Source organism: Microbispora sp. NPDC046933 (genome assembly GCF_040644635.1).
Classification (GTDB): Bacteria; Actinomycetota; Actinomycetes; order Streptosporangiales; family Streptosporangiaceae; genus Microbispora.
In genome coordinates, this window is record NZ_JBEYWW010000001.1 from 382,516 (window position 1) to 399,628 (window position 17,113).

The 17,113-nt window shown below is 72.2% G+C and carries 13 protein-coding genes; 4 read left to right on the plus strand and 9 right to left on the minus strand.

What is annotated here, in order from left to right; all coding sequences use genetic code 11:
- Nucleotides 1-23 precede the first annotated feature (23 nt).
- Both ABZ857_RS01630 and ABZ857_RS01635 read right to left on the minus strand, forming a co-directional pair.
- Nucleotides 24-2,414, minus strand: coding sequence for an FtsX-like permease family protein (locus ABZ857_RS01630; RefSeq protein WP_357035756.1), 2,391 nt, complete (start codon nt 2,412-2,414; stop codon nt 24-26).
- Entirely contained in the window at nt 2,411-3,142 is a 732-nt protein-coding gene (locus tag ABZ857_RS01635; protein WP_357035759.1) for an ABC transporter ATP-binding protein, read from the minus strand. The genes ABZ857_RS01630 and ABZ857_RS01635 overlap by 4 nt, the downstream gene beginning before the upstream one ends.
- Nucleotides 3,143-3,240: 98 nt before the next feature.
- On the opposite strand from ABZ857_RS01635, the gene ABZ857_RS01640 reads away from it, so the two are divergent.
- The gene (locus ABZ857_RS01640; protein WP_357035762.1) at nt 3,241-3,849 is read left to right on the plus strand and encodes a response regulator transcription factor; all 609 of its coding nucleotides are present in this window, start codon (nt 3,241-3,243) and stop codon (nt 3,847-3,849) included.
- Nucleotides 3,850-3,893: 44 nt separating this feature from the next.
- Here ABZ857_RS01640 and ABZ857_RS01645 read toward each other — a convergent pair whose 3' ends face one another.
- From ABZ857_RS01645 to ABZ857_RS01665, 5 genes are all read right to left on the minus strand, one after another.
- Nucleotides 3,894-6,089: a hypothetical protein gene (locus tag ABZ857_RS01645; RefSeq protein ID WP_357035765.1), complete on the minus strand. Its 2,196-nt coding sequence runs from the start codon at nt 6,087-6,089 to the stop codon at nt 3,894-3,896.
- A 155-nt stretch (nt 6,090-6,244) separates the two neighbouring features.
- Nucleotides 6,245-8,431, minus strand: a complete 2,187-nt coding sequence (locus ABZ857_RS01650; RefSeq protein ID WP_357035767.1) for a histidine kinase — start codon at nt 8,429-8,431, stop codon at nt 6,245-6,247.
- A gap of 80 nt (nt 8,432-8,511) precedes the next feature.
- Nucleotides 8,512-9,093: a PH domain-containing protein gene (locus tag ABZ857_RS01655; protein ID WP_357035769.1), complete on the minus strand. Its 582-nt coding sequence runs from the start codon at nt 9,091-9,093 to the stop codon at nt 8,512-8,514.
- Nucleotides 9,090-10,178: an adenosine deaminase gene (locus tag ABZ857_RS01660; protein ID WP_357035772.1), complete on the minus strand. Its 1,089-nt coding sequence runs from the start codon at nt 10,176-10,178 to the stop codon at nt 9,090-9,092. The genes ABZ857_RS01655 and ABZ857_RS01660 overlap by 4 nt, the downstream gene beginning before the upstream one ends.
- A gap of 51 nt (nt 10,179-10,229) precedes the next feature.
- Nucleotides 10,230-10,583, minus strand: a complete 354-nt coding sequence (locus tag ABZ857_RS01665; protein ID WP_357035774.1) for a cupin — start codon at nt 10,581-10,583, stop codon at nt 10,230-10,232.
- Nucleotides 10,584-10,733: 150 nt separating this feature from the next.
- Here ABZ857_RS01665 and ABZ857_RS01670 point away from each other — a divergent pair, with 150 nt between their 5' ends.
- Entirely contained in the window at nt 10,734-12,623 is a 1,890-nt protein-coding gene (locus ABZ857_RS01670) for a hypothetical protein (RefSeq protein WP_357035777.1), read from the plus strand.
- A 304-nt stretch (nt 12,624-12,927) separates the two neighbouring features.
- On the opposite strand, the gene tnpA is transcribed toward ABZ857_RS01670, so the two are convergent.
- Nucleotides 12,928-13,344: an IS200/IS605 family transposase gene (tnpA, locus tag ABZ857_RS01675; protein WP_357035780.1), complete on the minus strand. Its 417-nt coding sequence runs from the start codon at nt 13,342-13,344 to the stop codon at nt 12,928-12,930.
- A gap of 22 nt (nt 13,345-13,366) precedes the next feature.
- On the opposite strand from tnpA, the gene ABZ857_RS01680 reads away from it, so the two are divergent.
- Together ABZ857_RS01680 and ABZ857_RS01685 are read left to right on the plus strand one after the other, a co-directional pair.
- On the plus strand, nt 13,367-14,563 hold the full coding sequence (locus ABZ857_RS01680) for an RNA-guided endonuclease TnpB family protein (protein WP_357035783.1): 1,197 nt from the start codon (nt 13,367-13,369) through the stop codon (nt 14,561-14,563).
- 85 nt (nt 14,564-14,648) lie between these two features.
- A complete protein-coding gene (locus ABZ857_RS01685; protein WP_357035786.1) occupies nt 14,649-15,527 on the plus strand; it encodes a GNAT family N-acetyltransferase in 879 nt (292 codons plus the stop codon).
- 79 nt (nt 15,528-15,606) lie between these two features.
- Here ABZ857_RS01685 and ABZ857_RS01690 read toward each other — a convergent pair whose 3' ends face one another.
- Nucleotides 15,607-17,025 (minus strand): MFS transporter, encoded by a 1,419-nt coding sequence (locus ABZ857_RS01690; protein WP_357035789.1) that lies wholly within the window; start codon nt 17,023-17,025, stop codon nt 15,607-15,609.
- Between the last annotated feature and the right edge of the window lie 88 nt (nt 17,026-17,113).

Consider the following 17,113-nt stretch of genomic DNA (forward strand, 5'->3'; position numbering starts at 1 on the left):
TAAGGGGGTTGGCGGCGGCCCGGCTACTGGCGGGTGCCGATGGTCTCGGCCGGGCGGGCGCGCAGCGCGAGACGCGCGGGGAGGCTCGTGGCGACCAGGGCGAGCCCGGCCACGGCGGCGATCACCAGGGCGTAGCCGGCCGGGGGGACGTACGGCAGGGCCGACCCGGTCATCCCCTTGCTGAAGGCCGACAGCGTGACCAGCGCGATGCCGGTCCCGGCGAGCACGGAGACGACCAGCGCGGTCAGGGTCTCCAGGCGGAGCATGCGCAGCACCTGCCGCCGGGTCGCGCCGACCAGGCGGAGCAGGGCCAGCTCCCGCGACCGGTCCGTGGTGGACATGGCCAGCGTGTTGACCACGGCGATCGCGCTGAACGCGATGATCAGTCCCATGGCCACGTAGTTGACCTCGGCGTTCGGTGTCTGCGTCCCGGTCCCCTCCGTGGGATTCACCGCCGGCGCGACGGCGGCCAGGGCCGCGCGGGAGACGTCGGGGGCCTCGACGAGCAGGGTGCCCGAGGGGTCGTCGACATGGCCGGCCACCAGCGCGTACGGCAGGGTCAGGTCGCCGAACCCGAGGCCGCGCGAGTAGATCGCCGCGACCTTCAGCTCCGCCGGGGTGCCGTCGCCCAGAGTGAGCCTGACCACCTCGCCGACCGACAGCCCGAGCCTGGAGGCCGCCGACTCGCTCAGCGCGGCCGACCCGGCGCCGAATCCGTCGAGCGAGCCGGACACGACTCCGAGGTCCACTGCCTGTCCGATCGGCCGCTCGCCGCCGTCGACGCCCTGCGCGCCGTACTTGTCCAGCCCGATGCGCACGGAGGTGCGCACCACCGAGGTCACGGCTTTCACGCCCGGCACACGGCGCACCGCGTCCGCCGTCGCGCCGCTCACCACGTAGTCGGCGTGGGTGCCGGCGGCGGCCTGCGCGGCCGACGCGTGCCCCATCGTGGTCTGGGTGAACAGGATGGTGCAGGTCATGGCCACCAGAAGGGTCAGCGGCGCCATCACGGAGGCCATCCGTCCCGGGCCCGTCCGCAGGTTGCGCGCCGCCAGGTATCCGGCGCGGGAGGCACGCAGCGCGACGCCGAGCAGGGCGGTCGCGGCGCGGGCGAGCACCGGCCCGAGCAGGGTGACGGCCACCGTCCAGACGAGCGCGGTCAGCATCGTCACGGGACTCGACGCCGCCTCGGTCTCGAGTCCCGACAGCACCAGCGTCAGCACTATCCCGCCGGCGACGCACAGGACGCCCGCGATCGACCGGCCGAGGGGCAGGCGGCCCCCGCCCATGGCGGCCTCGCCGAGCGCCTCGACCGGGCGGATCCGCGCGGTGCGGCGGACCGAGAGACGGGTCGCGGCCCAGGCCGCCGCCAGGGCCGCCAGCAGGGCGGCCGCTGCCGGGAACGGGCTGACCACCAGGCGCAGGTTCGCGGGCATGGCGCCCAGCTCGACGAACCGGCCGCGCAGCCAGAACCCGAGGCCGATGCCGGCCGCCGATCCGATGACGCCGGCCGCGAGGCCGACCAGCAGCGCCTCGCCGCCCAGCAGCCTGCGCACCTGGCCAGGCGTGGCGGCGACCGCACGAAGCAGGGCGATCTCGCGCCGCCGCTGCTGCACCGCGAGGGCGGAGGTGCCGGTCACGACGAGGATCGCCACCAGCAGGGACGTGCCGCCCAGCGCGCCGCCCAGGCTGATCAGCCGCACCCGCGCCTGCCCCGCGTCGAGGAACTCCACCGTGCCGCGCTCGTCCCCGGTGTAGGCCACGAGACGATCGGTCAGCACCGGCGAGACATCCACGTGGGGGAACACGCCGATCGCGGTCACCAGCCCCGGCCGTCCGGCCAGCCGGCGGGCCTCGGCCGTCGAGAAGAACACCGTGTCCTGGCTCGGCAGAGCCTGCGCGGTGACCCCCACGATCCGGTACGCCTCGCCCCGCACGCGCAGGGCCGAGCCCACGGACAGGCCGGAGCGGGCGTCCACGACCACCTCACCGCTCTCGCGCGGCGGGCGCCCCCGCGCGATGGTGAACGGCGTGAGCCCCGCCGACTCCCACCCGTGCCCGAGAGCGTGCCCGTTCACGGGGAACGTCACCTCGGTCAGCACCTTCGACACGCCCGGCAGTCCGCGCAGCCTGGCGGCGGTCGCCTCGGGGATCCAGACCCGCTCGGACAGCGGCTTGGCCTTCGTCTTGACCTTCCCGGAGGACTTGGTCACGGTCTCGTGGACGTTCTGGTCGCCGGCGACGATCAGCGGCGCCCCCGCGTAGCGCTCCGGCGCGACCCCGCCCCGCAGGCCGGTCTCCAGCAGCATCAGGCACGCGCAGACCAGCGCGGCGGCGCACACCAGCGCCACGAACGCCCCCGCGAACGCCGCCCTGCGGTGCCGCAGGGTCTTCAGCGCGAGTCCGGTGATCATGCGTACGCCCCCAGCCTGGTCATGCGCTCGGCGACCTTCTCGGAGCTCGGCGCGGCCATCGCGTCCACGATCCGGCCGTCGGCGAGGAACAGGACGGTGTCGGCGTAGGAGGCGGCCACCGGGTCGTGGGTGACCATCACCACGGTCTGGCCGAGGCCGTCCACCACCTCACGCAGCAGCCGGAGCACGTCACGGGCCGTCATCGTGTCGAGCGCGCCGGTCGGCTCGTCGCCGAAGACCACCTGCGGCCGGGTCACCAGCGCCCTGGCGATGGCCACCCGCTGCTGCTGCCCGCCGGACAGCTGGGCCGGGCGGTGCCCGGTGCGGCCGGCCAGCCCCACCCGCCCGACGATCTCCTCAAGCCACGCCCGGTCGACCCGCGCTCCGGCCAGTCGCATCGGCAACGTGATGTTCTCCAGCACGGTCAGGGACGAGACCAGGTTGAACGCCTGGAACACGAAGCCGATCCGCTGCCTGCGCAGCTCCGTCAACCGGGTCTCGTCCATGCCGGATAGTTCCGTGCCGCCCAGCCGCACCGAGCCGGAGGAGGGCGTGTCCAGCCCCGCCGCGCAGTGCAGGAACGTGCTCTTGCCCGAGCCCGACGGTCCCATCACGGCGGTGAAGCTCCCGCCGGGGATGTTCACCGAGACCTCACGCAGGGCGGCCACCGCGCCCTGCCCCTTTCCGTACACCTTGCTCACCGCGTCAAGGCGAAGCACCTCTGTCATGTGCTCAAGCCTGCTGATCAGCGGTCATGCGGCCCAGAGACGGCCTCACCTCCTGCCCATGACATCCTCATGATCCGGACACTGGTAGACATATGCACGTGATTCGCGTACTCCTTGCCGAGGACCAGCACGTCATCAGGAGCGCCCTCGCCGCCCTGCTCGGGCTGGAGGAGGATCTGGAAGTCGTCGCGGCCGTGGAGTCCGGAGAGGCCGCCCTGGCCGCCGCGCTGGTCCACCGCCCCGACGTCGCGGTTCTCGACATCGACATGCCCGGCAGGCTGGACGGCCTGGCCGCCGCGGCCGAGCTCCGCACGCGCCTGCCCGCCTGCCGCGCCCTCATGCTGACCGCGTACGGCAAGCCGGGGCACCTGCGCCGCGCCCTCGGCGCCGGTGTCGCCGGATTCGTGCTCAAGACGGCGCCGCCGGACGAACTGGTGGGCGCCATCCGCAAGGTCGCGGCCGGTGAGCGCGTGCTCGACCCCTCGCTCGCGGTCACCGCGTGGGACCTGGCGGACAACCCGCTCACCCCGCGCGAGGCCGACGTGCTCCGCATGGCCGCCTCCGGCGCGGACGCCGCGGACATCGCCGCGGGGCTCCACCTGGCCGCGGGCACCGTGCGCAACTACCTCACCGTGATCGTCACCAAGCTCAACGCGCGCAACCGGACCGACGCGGTGCGCATCGCCACCGAGGCCGGCTGGATCTAGAAGCCCCCTGAAGATCTTGTCCCTGACTCGCCGCCACCCTGCGGTCAGGCCGAATCCCGTGCCAGGTAGTCCTGCAGGATCGCATGACGGAACTGGTAAACCGGGCCGACCTGGCGCAGGATGCCCAGCCGGTGACAGGCGGCGAAGAAGCGCATCGGACGAGCGGGGATCCGGAAGCGGATCCGGAGGAGGGATATCTCCAGCAGATATCCGGCGACAGGACGGATGATCATGAACGCGGAAGCGAGACCGGCGCCGATGCCCGGCAGAAGGAACAGAGCCGCCGGTATCGCGCCGGCGATCAGAACGGCTTGCGATACGTCGATGTCGAACAGGCGAACGAGGGGGTACCAGGCCCAGCTCAGCGCCCATATCGCCAGCCCTTCGAGAAGGAAGCGCCGCCGACGGAGGACACGGGCGATGGTGAGGCACAGGAAGAGCATGATCGCGGCCCCGGCGGGAAGGCCGAGGAGATCACTCCCCAGGGCATTGAGGCCGAGCACGGCGGTGGCGGCGATTCCCACGGGAAGTGACCGGGTGAACAGGTCGAAGGATCCGTAGAACACCACCAGAAAGGCCGCGCCGGGAAATCCCACTCCGGTGACAGCCGTGAGCACCCCGTTCACCACCCCACCGCTCACCCCCAGCAGAACCCCTTCCCGTACGCCGAAGAACAGCCCGGTGACAACACCCACTGCGACCCCGAACACCAGACCGGCCCGGAGCCCGCGAACGGCTTCTCCGGCGAGGTTCGCCCGTAGTGACTCGATCGGCCCGATGGCCGCGGCCTTCGCCTCCGCGCTGCGCAGACTCCGGTAGTACCGCTGGTCGGATTCGTCGTCGGTAACCGGCCCAACGACCAGTCCGACCAGCGCGATCCCCAGCCCGATGCCCAGTCCGAGAACGAGCGGCAGCCACAGGCTCAGGACCACGCCGAGGAACAGACCGCAGAGCGGCATCGTGAGCCGGCCGATCGGACGTTCCTCGCCGCGGAGGTCCCACCAGGCGAGGTCATAGGTTTCCTCCGCCCGGAGGCGCCGGGCGAAGAACGCGAGCCAGCGCTGCACGTCCTCCAGCCGGTACGGCCACGGCACGGCGGAGCCGTACCGGTTGGTGGCGATGAGGGCGGGGACAAGCCGTTCCAGCAGGTGATCGGTGACCTCGGCGGTGGTGCCGAGCCGGTTCAGGTCGGCGAGGTTCGCGCCGGTGCCGATGTAGGTCGCCTGGAGCAGCCAGAGCGTGAACGGGCTGGTGAGGGTCCGCGCCAGCACGGTCCGCCGCTCACCGCGCAGATCGTCCAGAAGTTCCGGCCAACCTCCCTGCGTACCAGGGCGGAGACGTGCTTGGAGGTACCAGGCCGCGTCGCCTGGTTCGACCGGTTCCGGCTCGATCACCGCGGCCCCGGTGATCACGTCGCCGTCCGGGGAGAGCACCGCCTCCTCGAACTCCGCGGTCCGGCAGGTGAGAATCAGCGAGTCCGATCCGGACATGGCCGCGTTCAGCGCGCGCAGCTTCTCCGGCCGGGTAGGCGCGGGCAACTCGTCCAGGCCGTCAAGCACGGGCAACACCCGCCGTTCACGGACCAGCGCGGCAGGCGTATCCGGCCCGTACGTCTCGACCAGGAACGGATAGTCCTGACCGAGCCGCCGGGCGAGCCAATCGCCGAAGGGCTCGCTCACCGTCCCCTGACTGCCCCAGTCCGCCATGGTAAGCAACACCGGAACCGGCTCCTCCGGCGACCGGTCGCGGAGCAACTCCCGCACGAGCAGTACGGCAAGGCTCGTCTTCCCCGACCCCACGTCCCCGAGAATCACCAACCGCTGACGGGCCAACGCCCGGTACTGCGCAACAAGCTCGGAAATGTCGCCCATACTCCCGGATATCGGTAGGCCGACGTTTTCCAGATGGTCGGCGATCGGGCGGGCCGTGGGCGACCAGCGCAGGTCGATAGGCCGCGGATCCTCCAGCCCCCGGGCGGCGATCTCGTTCAACCACTGACCGAGCACCGCGGTGGCGAGCGTCGCCTGCGCAGCCACCGCGTCCCCCCGCACGGGCGCCGCCGCAGCGCGCCACCAGCGCACCACGGGGGTCATCGCCACGATGATCGCCAGCACCCAGCCGCCCGCCAGCTGCGCCCAATCGGCCGCCTCACCGACACCGTCGCGGGACAACACCCACGCCAGCGCGCCGGTGACCGCCAAACTGGCCACCAGCGCCACGATGACAACAGCGACCCGCACGGACGAATAATCTCAGCTTTTTGCCCCCGTCCGGGGAGTCCTTCACGTCTGTCACCGATTCGCGCTGACCTACCTCGACGACGCCCGCACCGCGCTAGCCGAGCCGAACCTCGACCCGCACGTGGCCGCCCTGGAATCGAGGCGCTGCGCAAACGTCAGGCTCGCGCGGGTGCCGGCGTCCGGTGCGGCACGCAGGCGTCCAGTGTGAATCGGTCGCCGTCGACGTGCGCGCTCAGCCGGCCGTCCAGGGCGGCGAGGCGGGTGGTCAGGTTGCCGATGCCGGACGACCCCCGCCGCGTCTTCTCCGCGTACACACCGGCACTGCTCACCCCGTCGTTGCGCACCCGCAGCCGCAGCCCGCCCTCGTCGGCGCGCATCGTGATCGCGCAGTGGCGGGCCTCGCTGTGCCTCAGCACATTCGTCACGGCCTCCCTGAGCACGGTGCCCAGCACGGTCTCGACCTCGGCGGGCAGGTTCAGCTCGACCGGCTCCACGGTCACCCTGATCCCGGCGGCCGACAGCACCGTGCGCGCCGACTCCACCTCGGCCGCCAGGGACAGTTCCCGCTGCTCGCCCGACACCGAGCGCAGGTCCGCCCGCGCGCCCTCCGCCATCGCGACGATCTCCTCGATCCGCTCCGGCGGGCACTTCAGGCGGCGGGCCAGCTCGCAGGTGAGCAGGATCGCGGCCAGGGAGTGCCCGAGCAGGTCGTGCAGGTCGCGGGCGGCGCGCAGGCGCTCCTCGACGATCGCGGAGCGGGCCAGGCTCTCCCTCGCGGCCTGGAGCTCCTTCACGATCTGGGCCAGGCGGAGCAGGGCGTAGACCACCAGCCCGGTGACGAGCGCGCTGACCGTGCTGTTGGCGAGGACGGAGGCGGGCAGGCCGAACAGCATCCCGGCCCCGGCGACGCTCGCCACGATCGCCGCCGCCGTCGGCCACGCGGCCCGCCACGGGAACGCGAGCAGGACCGGCCCGGCGAGGAAGCCCGCCACGCCGAGCCAGACGGGCCCGAACATCGGGATGGGCGCGTACGTGAGCACCGCCATCACCGCCAGCGCCGCCATGTGACGCCCGTTGACGGAGCGCAGCTGCATGACGACGATCACGGTGAGGCACGCCGCGGCCGGGATCACGAGGGCGCCGGGGATCTGGAGCAGCGCCTTGACGCTGAAGCCCACGAGGACGACGGCGAGCACCGTGACCGACACCGTGACCGACACGGCGTACGACGCGTCGTGCGCGAGCTCCGGCAAGGGCCATCGCCGCCTCCCGCCGGCCGGGGATCCCGGAGCACCAGCGTCGCCGGCGCCCGTCTCGCCAGGCCGCGTGAAGGGCCCCGCCTCGGTGGAGGGGCCCCGGGGAAGGGTCACCTCCACGACGAAGCGCCCGGTGGGGGACAGACCGGCGGTGAGGGTGCCGCCCGCCTCCTCCAGCCGGAGGCCGTCGAAGTCCGGCCCCTCGGCCGTGCGGTGGCCGTCGTCGACGACGCGCAGCCGCACCCTGTCCCCCTGCTCGTCTCCCTGCTCGCTCGTCTCGATGACGCACAGCCGGGCGGTGCCCCGCCGTACGACGTCGGTGACGGCCTCGCGCAGCACGCTCGCCAGCAGCGCGCCGCCGGGCCCGAGCGGCTCGGTGTGGCCGCCGCGCACCTCGACGGCGATCCCCGCGGCGTCGAGCATCGCCCGCGCCGTGACCAGTTCGGGCGCGAGGGAGGTCGCGCGGTAGCCCGCGGAGGCCGCGCGGGCATCGGCCAGTGCCGCACGCGCGGTGGCGGTCACCGAGGCCAGCACCTCGGCCGCGCCGTCCGGCTCCGCGAGCGCGCGGCGACCACCCTCGACGATCACCTCCAGGCTCCGCCCGAGACCGTCGTTCAACTCGGCCGCCAGGCGCAGCCGCTCGGCGGCCATGGCCGCAGCGGCCAGCGAGAGCCGGGCGGCGTGCATCTCGCCCGCGCGCTCCACGAGCCGGGTGAGGCCGAAGACCACCAGCGAGATCAGCACCACGGTGATCGTCGCGTCGGCCGTCGCCCCGCCGCGGGCCGCGTCGATCAGCGCTCCGCTCACCACCACGAGCGGTGCGAGCACGCGCGCGGTATCACGATGGGCACGGGTCAGCAGCAGCGAACCGGCCAGGAAGCCCAGGATCCCGATGGAGACCCCGCCGGCCACGCATGCCGTGTAGACGAGGGCGGCCTGCACGGCGAGCAGCCACCACTTCCTGACCTTCAGCAGGTAGAGGACCTGCACGCCGAACACCGCCAGCGCGATCGGCGCACCGGCGACCACGTAGACGCTCGCGAACGCCGCCAGCACAACGACGACGATCATTCGCGCCAGACGCACTCGAACCCCTTCGGCAAACGATTACCACCCCGGCGTCGCGCGGCACCACCCACAGCCCCCGCTCCGATCTCCCTACGGGATCAGGAGACGACGAAGGCGGCCACGACCAGGGCGACGGCGGCGGCGACGGCCGCCAGAGCGGACGGCGACCAGGAGACGCGGGTCTCGCCGGAGGAGTCCTCCCGGCGTGACCGGCTCATCTCGGCGAGCTGCTCGGCCACCCAGTCGGCATGGGTGCGGGCGCCGACGGCCTCGGCCGCCGCCCGCTCGGCCTTGTTCGCCGACCTGGCCGCCTTGGCCGCCCGCCCGGCGGCCCTGACCCGCTCACGGGCCGTCGCCTGAGGCGTCCAGCAACGCACGGTGGTGTCCCCTGACTCGATCACGATGGCGTTGGTCACGGACACGTCGTCCACGCCACTCCAGGGGACGTAGGCGTTCCTCAGCACGTTGCGCACGCGGACGCCGCCCTCCTCGAGGACGACGGCGGGTCGCAGCGCCATCACGAAGACCAGTGCCGTGATCACACCGAGCACCGCGCCCGCGATCAGGGCGCTGGGAATGCGGCCGTGGGCGGTCAGGTCCCACACGTTCCAGGCGGCGAACAGCATCCATATCCAGCCGAAGATCCAGGCCGCCTTCGACCGGTAGACCTGGGGCTTCACGCTCGCCACTTCATCTGCGCGTAGCCGGGCTTGATCACGCCGTTGATCAGCGCGAGCCGTTCGTCGAACGGGATGAAGGCCGACTTCATCGCGTTGACCGTGAACCACTGCAGGTCGTCCCAGTCGTAGCCGAAGGCGTCCACCAGCGTGGCGAACTCCTGCGACACGCTGGTCCCGCTCATCAGCCGGTTGTCGGTGTTGACCGTCACCCGGAAGTACAGGCGGCGCAGCAGGCCGATCGGGTGCTCGGCGATCGACGGGGCGGCCCCGGTCTGCAGGTTCGAGGTCGGGCACATCTCCAGCGGGATCCGCTTGTCGCGGACGTACGCCGCCAGCCTGCCGAGCTTGGCCTCGCCGTCGTCGGACACCGTGATGTCGTCGATGATCCGCACGCCGTGGCCGAGCCGGTCGGCGCCGCACCACTGGATGGCCTGCCAGATCGACGGCAGCCCGAAGCCCTCCCCCGCGTGGATGGTGAAGTGGGCGTTCTCCCGCTGGAGATACTCGAACGCGTCCAGGTGCCGGGTGGGCGGGTAGCCGGCCTCGGCTCCGGCGATGTCGAAGCCGACCACGCCGAGGTCCCGGTAGCGTACGGCGAGCTCGGCGATCTCCATCGAGCGGGCCTGGTGGCGCATGGCCGTCAGCAGGGTGCCCACCCGGATCCGCGGCCTGCCGTCGGGCCCGGCCGAGCCGAGCCGGAAGCCCTCCAGCACGGCTTCCACGACCTCGTCCAGCGACAGCCCCCGGGAGGTGTGCTGCTCCGGGGCGTACCGCACCTCGGCGTACATGACGCCGTCGTCCGCCAGGTCCTCGGCGCACTCCGCGGCCACCCTGACCAGCGCCTCGCGGGTCTGCATCACCCCGACGGTGTGCGAGAACGTCTCCAGGTAGCGCTCCAGCGAACCGGAGTCCGCGGCCTCCCTGAACCAGATCGCCAGCTCGTCGGCGTCGTACGTCGGCAGCGTGTGACCGCATTCGCGGGCGAGGTCGACGATCGTGCCGGTCCGCAGCCCGCCGTCGAGATGGTCGTGCAGGAGCACCTTGGGCGCCCTGCGAATCTCCTCCAGCGTGGGCAGCCTGGTCATGCACCCTCCTCGCCGCCGTCGTTCTTCCGGCAATCCTAAGCCTGGCGTCCGTCAATCCTCGCGGTTGGCGGTGTCCGGGGAGAACGCGGGCAGGCAGACGGCCACGTACTCCGCGCCGGACGGCCCGGAGCTGTAGCGGATCTTCTCGCCGGGCTCGCTGACGAACGCCTGGCCCGCCTCCACCACGGTCGTGCCTCCCGCGTGCTCCACGACGACCGACCCCTTGAGCACGAGCGTGTACTCGGCGAACTCCGGGGTCTGCGCGGGCTCCTCCCAGCCGGGCGGGGCCACCATGTGCGCGATGGAGACCTGCTCGTCGCCGCTGTTGACGCGGCCGACGTACTCGTCAATGACCTTGCCGCCCGGCACCGGGATGCGGGTGGGGCCCTCGATCCTCCTGACCATGCCGACCAGTGTGTCAGCTGAACCCCGAAATCATGTCATTTGCGCACATCCGCACTACGCTTGAGCGGCTGTGGAGGCCGGAGATGCCGCCGAGCCGGGAGTGAAACGTGGACCAGACACGGCACGCCGCCGTACGGACGAGGAGCCGCGGTGAGAGACCTGCCGGGATTTGACACCTTCGCCGCCGACCAGGCCCAGCCGCTCGCCCGCACGGCCCTGTCGCTGGCGGGAGACCCGGCGGCCGCCCGGGCCCTCGTGGTGACCGCGCTCTCGGCCGTGGCGGCCAGATGGAGCACCGTACGCTGGTCGTTTCCCGCCCACGCCGCTCGCGACGCGCTGTACGCGGCCTACCTGAAGCGCCCGCGCGCCCGCGGAGCCGCACACGGGCACGGCCACTCCACTCCCGGCACGGACACCGCGGCTCTCGCGGAGGCGCTGACCGGGCTGACGCCGCGCCGGCGCGCCCTGGTCGTGGCCTGTTTCCACGACGGGCACACCGTGTGGCAGGCGGCCGGCCTGTGTCGCACGGACGCGCGGACGGCCCACACCGAGACCGTGCTGGCCGTCGCCGAACTGCGCGATCGCCTTCCCGCCTCGTTCGTCGCGGGGGCGCCGCCGGACGGGATTCCCTCGGGGCCCATCGGAAGTCCCCCGGCCTCCGAGGGGTCCGGCGCGGACGGCGGCTCCCCGGCGTCCGGCCCCTCGCCCGCCCCCTGGACCTCGCCGTCAGAGGCGGACCAGACCGCCGCCCCGCCCGCCGTTCCCGCTTCCCAGCCGCCGGGGAGCACGGGTCCGGACGACCGGGGCGACGGCCCGTGGGAGGCGGCGCTGCGCAGGGAGCTGGCCGCCCTGTCCGCGGAGATGCCCGTGCTCGACCCCGTCCCGCTCGCCGCCGAGGCCGCGCGGGCCGGCCGGCGGCACGGCGGACGACGTCGCGCCCTGGTCACCACCATGAGCGTCACACTCGCCGCCCTGGTGGTCGTCCCCCTCGCCTTCGGCGCGGCGGGCCTGCTCGGGCGCGCCGGGCGGAGCGCGGACAGCCCCGGCGTGCTCGACGAGAGCGCCGCGGCTCCCACGCTCCCGCCCTCCCTGCCCGCCCCCGTACGCTTCGCCTACCGGGGGTTCTGCACGGCCGACGACTGGGACATGTTCTCGGAGGAGCTCGCGGACAACGGCTGCGCCCAGTGGCGGGTGGTGGCGACCACGGGCGAGCAGTGGCGCGTGGCGGACGTGTCCCCCGTCCTCAGCGACGGCTGGCAGCCCCTCCTCGCGATCAGCGGGGACGGCAACCGCATGGCCTACTTCAGCGCCGCGTCGTCCGACTTCGTCCTCATCGACCGGCGCGACACCACGACGAGGAGGACCGATATGGTCCCGCTCGCCGAGAAGGTGTCGCCGGAGGACACCCACCTCGTCATCTCGCCCAGCGGACGGTGGATGGCCGCCGACTTCGGCCCGGCCGCGGAAGCCCTCCATCCGCGGGTGCAGAACCTCTCCAACTATCGGGTCCGGGCGTTGCCGCGGCGGATGCGGGTCCTGGCCGTTTCGGACGACGGCACGGTGACGGGCACGGCCACCTGGGACAGCGACACTCCCGGCCGACTCACCACCACCGTTCTGCTGCGGGTGCGGCCGAACGGGCGCACGCTGAGCCGTACGCCGATCGACTCGGCGCTGTTCCAGGCCGGCGTCGCGGTCTCCCCGGACGGACGCGCCATCGCGGTGGCGGCCGAGCGCGCCCACCCTGCCGAGGACGACCACGGCCTGCTGGTCACGCTCGACTCCGCCACCGGCCGGGTGCTCACGCGGCGCGAGCCGGCCCTCCCCGAGGACGCGCGCGTCATCGCCGTACGCGGCTGGGCGAGCGAGCACGAGGTGATCGTCGAGGCGGAGGCGCTCGGCGACGACGAGGACGAGGACGAGGACGAGGCGGAGTATTCGGTCCACGCCGTCGACGTGCGCACCGGGGCCGCCCGGCCGATCAGTCTGGACGAGGCGGGCGGCGTGCCCGGCCTCTGGGTCCCCGGCACGCTGCGCTGACCCGGACGCGCCGACCCGGACGCGCCGACGGTCACGGAGACGGCGGAAAGGGGCGCCCCGGCGACCGGGACGGCCCGTCCTCCGACGACGACGGGGAACCGGGCGGCACCTTCGCCCTGCACCAGGGGCCCTCGCCGCGTACCGGGCCGGAGACGGTCCGCGCTCCGCCGCAGACCGAGGTGCCGGGGCGCTACCGGATTCGTCCGCAGTGCTGCGGCCTTCAGGCTGGGGGTGAAGCGGACTCTCCCGCGTAGCGGGGCAGGGAAAGCCGGTTCGCCGTCAGGCGGATCGGCGTCTTAGCAGATCAGACGGGGCGGTTTTGCTGCTCGATGTACTGGCGCAGGACGCTGATCGGTGCGCCGCCCACGCTCCCGGCGAAGTAGGAGCCCGACCACAGCTTGTTCGCCCGGTAGTAGTGGCGGGCCAGTTCGGGGAACTCGGTCCGCATCCTGCGGGAGGACACTCCTTTCAGAGAGTTGACGAGGCGGGACAGGGCGACCTTGGGCGGGAAGTTCACCAGCAGGTGCACGTGGTTGGCCTCGCCGTTGAACTCGGCCAGTTCGCATTCGAAGTCGGCGCAGACGGTGCGCATGATCTGCTCCATGCGCTCCAGGTGTGCCCCGGTGAATACCGGATGCCGGAACTTGGTCACGAAAACCAAGTGAGCGTGCAGGACGAAAACACAGTGCCTGCCGGTTCTGATGTCTCCATATTCGGCCATAGACCAAAGGTAGGATCATGGCGTGCAGCTCCGGTACAACTACCGCCTGTCCCCGACGCCGGGTCAGCGTCAAGCGCTGGCACGGGCCTTCGGGTGCGCCAGGGTGGTGTTCAACGACGGGCTGCGCGCACGGACCGACGCCCGCGAGCAGGGCTTGCCGTACGTTCCGGACGGGGAGTTGTCCACGCGGGTCATCACCCAGGCGAAGCAGACCCCGGAACGCTCCTGGCTGGGCGAGGTCTCAGCCGTGGTGTTACAGCAGGCGCTTGCCGATCTGAATAAGGCGTACCGGAACTTCTTCGCCTCCATCACGGGCAAGCGGCAGGGGCCGAAGGTCGCCCCGCCCCGGTTCCGGTCCCGCAAGGACAACCGGCAGGCGATCCGCTTCACCCGCAACGCCCGGTTCCAGGTCACGGCAGGCGGGAAGCTGCGCCTGCCGAAGATCGGCGATGTGCCGGTCCGCTGGTCGCGGGACCTGCCCGCCGAACCGTCCTCGGTGACGGTGGTCAAGGACGGGGCCGGCCGATACTTCGCATCCTTTGTAATCGAGGTCGCCGAGCAGCCCCTGCCGCAGGTCGAGCCCGAGGCCGGGATCGATCTTGGGCTGTCGGCCTTCGCGGTCCTGTCGAACGGCCGGAAGATCGACTCCCCGCGTTTCCTGCGCCGAGCCGAGAAGAAGCTCAAGCGGCTCCAGCGGGAGTTGTCCCGCAAAGCCAAGGGGTCGAACAACCGGGCCAAGGCCCGGCAGCAGGTTGCCCGCCAGCACGCGAAGGTCGCCGACGCGCGCCGCGAGTTCCACCACCAGCAATCCACAAAACTGATCCGCGACACCCAAGCGATCTACGTGGAAGACCTGGCGGTCAAGGGGCTGGCGCGCACCAGGTTGGCCAAGAGCGTGCACGACGCGGGCTGGTCGCAGTTCCTGACCATGCTGGAATACAAGGCCGTGCTGTACGGGCGGGTCTTCCACCGGATCGACCGGTGGTTTCCCTCCTCCAAGCTGTGCTCGGAATGCGGGGCGCTGGCCGAGTCCATGCCGCTGAACGTCCGGGAGTGGACCTGCCCCTGCGGGGCGGCCCACGACCGGGACGTCAACGCCGCGAAGAACATCCTCGCCGCCGGACGGGCGGAGAGACTAAACGCCTGTGGAGCGCAGGTAAGACCAGGCCCTGGCCTGGCACAGCGCGAGGAAGCAGGAAGCCTCAGAGGTGTCGCGTGAACGCGCGGCACGGGCTGAATCCCCGGCCTTCACTTCAGGCCGGGGAGCGCGTCAAGGTCGGAGGGCCGTCCAGGGAAAGGTGCCCATGAAGCCCGCAGACCCGTCCTTCCCGCCTGTCCGCCGCCTCGGCCTCGACGACCTGCCCCACTGCCTCGACCTGGCGCAGGACCGCTCCTGGCCGAGGGAGGAGCGCAAGTGGCGGCTCCTGCTGGAGAACGGCGAGGGCTTCGGCGTCGACGCCCCGGACCGCGGCGGCCTGGCCGGGACGGTCGTCCTCACCCGGTACGGCAGGACGGCGGCCGCGGTCGGCATGATGCTGGTGGCCTCCCGCTACAACGGGCGAGGGCTGGGACGCCGTCTCATGAACCACGTCCTGGCGCAGGCCGGCGACGCGACCCTGTTCCTGTGCGCGACGGAGTACGGCCGGCCTCTGTACGAGAAGCTGGGCTTCGAGACGGTCGGCGTGGTCGAGGCCCGGGTCGGCCGCTTCGACGCCGGCGACGGCCCGTACGGCGGGCCGGGTCCCGGGCGGAACGCCTCACGGCTCGCCGAGCCCGTGCGGGACCTTGCCGCGCTGTGCGCCCTCGACCTCGAGGTCTTCGGGGCCGACCGGTCGCGCCTGCTGGCCCGCCTGTTCGCCTTCGCCGAGCAGGTCCGGGTCGCCGAGCGGGACGGCGAGATCACCGGCTACGGGGCGGCCTGGCGGAGTGGCGACAGACTGTTCGTCGGGCCGGTCGTCGCGGAGGACGACGAGACCGCCCGCGTCCTCGTCACGGACCTGGCCCAGGACGCGGACGTCCGGATCAGGATCGACATCGACCACCGCCGCCAGGAGTTGATCTCGTGGATCGCCGGGTGCGGCGTGCCGCAGGCCTCCACGACGTCGTTCATGGTCCACGGCGGGCGGGCGCTCCCCGGCGACCGGTCCCGTCTCGTCGCGTCGTTCATGTCGGCGCTCGGCTGAGCCCGGACGGCGGAAAGGGGCGCCCCGGCGACCGGGACGCCCCATCTCCCCCGCCGACGACAGGGAACCGGCGGACGGGTCACACCGTCTCCAGCACCGGCTCCTCCCGCGCCTCGACCGGCTGCCGCCTGAACCGGAGCCCGGTGAGGGCGACGACCAGGCCGACAAGGGCGAACCCGGCCGAGACGACGATCGCGGCACGGAAGCGGGCGATCGGGTCGCCGCCGTCCGCCCCCGAGGTCAGGACGGCGGTGACGATCGCGAGCACAACGGCTCCGCCGACCTGGCCGGAGGTGTTCAGCAGGCCCGAGGCGAGTCCCTGCTCCTCGTCGTCGACTCCGGCGGTCGCCTGGATGTTGAGCGAGGGGAACGACAGCGCGAACGCGATGCCCAGCAGGACCATGCCCGGCAGCACCATCGTGAGCAGGCTGGGGTGGAGGTCCACCCGCAGGAACACCGCGTATCCCGCGAGCAGCGCCACCGAGCCCACCGTGATCAGCCGCGCGGTGCCGAAGCGGTCGGCGAACCCGCCCATCTTGGTCGAACTGATCGCGACCAGCAGCCCCGCCGGGAGGAACGCGAGCGCGGTCTGCAACGCGCTCCAGCCCAGCAGGTTCTGGAAGTACTGCATCGCCACGAACTGGAAGCCGACGTACGAGCCGAACAGGATGACCAGGCCGATGTTGGCCCGGGCGAGCGGCGCGGAGCGCAGGATGCCGAGCCGGACCAGCGGGTGCCGCACCCGGCGCTCCAGCCAGACGAACAGGCCGATCAGGGCAGCGGCCGCGGCGAGCGACAGCACGGTGCGCGCCACGCTCACCTTGGGCGCCTCCACCACGGCGAAGACCAGGAGCAGCATGGCCGCGGTGATGGTCGCGGCGCCGAGCAGGTCGTGGCCGCCCTCGCTGCGCTCCTCGCCCCGTTCGAGCAGCCGCAGCCCGGCCACCAGGGCGATGATCGCGACGGGCACCGGCATGAGGAACGTCCAGCGCCATCCGATCTCGGTGAGCAGGCCGGACAGGACCAGCCCGAGCGAGAACCCGCTGGCGCCGCAGGCGGTGAAGATGCTCAGGGCCCGGTTGCGGGCGGGGCCCTCGGCGAAGGTCGTGGTGATGATGGACAAGGCGGCGGGGGCGGTGAACGCGGCGCTGACGCCCTTCACGAAACGGGCCGCGATCAGCAGCGTCCCGTCGCTCATCAGCCCGCCGAGCAGCGAGGCGACCGCGAAGACGGCCAGGGCGGCCAGGAAGACCCGGCGGCGGCCGAGCAGGTCGGCGGTCCGGCCCCCGAGCAGCAGCAGACCGCCGTACCCCAGCACGTAGCCGCTCACCACCCACTGCAGTGAGGAGGTGGACATCCCGAGATCGGCCTGGATGGACGGAAGCGCCACACCGACCATCGACACGTCAAGGGCATCGAGGAACACGACGGCGCAGAGAACGGTGAGGGCACCCCACAGGCGGGCCCCCCAGCGCTCGTCCCGAGTGGAGGAAGTCATGGCAAGGGAACTTACATGCACATGCATTCAATGCACAAGCAATTAATGTGTTTGCATCTATTGCGCCTGCATGGTATGGTCACGCGGA

Excerpts from the sequence above, each read along its gene's own strand:
- ABZ857_RS01685 (WP_357035786.1), top strand. The coding sequence starts at position 14,649 with ATGAAGCCCGCAGACCCGTCCTTCCCGCCTGTCCGCCGCCTCGGCCTC.
- ABZ857_RS01660 (WP_357035772.1), bottom strand. The coding sequence starts at position 10,178 with ATGACCAGGCTGCCCACGCTGGAGGAGATTCGCAGGGCGCCCAAGGTG.
- ABZ857_RS01630 (WP_357035756.1), bottom strand. The coding sequence starts at position 2,414 with ATGATCACCGGACTCGCGCTGAAGACCCTGCGGCACCGCAGGGCGGCG.
- ABZ857_RS01690 (WP_357035789.1), bottom strand. The coding sequence starts at position 17,025 with ATGACTTCCTCCACTCGGGACGAGCGCTGGGGGGCCCGCCTGTGGGGT.
- ABZ857_RS01635 (WP_357035759.1), bottom strand. The coding sequence starts at position 3,142 with ATGACAGAGGTGCTTCGCCTTGACGCGGTGAGCAAGGTGTACGGAAAG.
- tnpA (WP_357035780.1), bottom strand. The coding sequence starts at position 13,344 with ATGGCCGAATATGGAGACATCAGAACCGGCAGGCACTGTGTTTTCGTC.
- ABZ857_RS01665 (WP_357035774.1), bottom strand. The coding sequence starts at position 10,583 with ATGGTCAGGAGGATCGAGGGCCCCACCCGCATCCCGGTGCCGGGCGGC.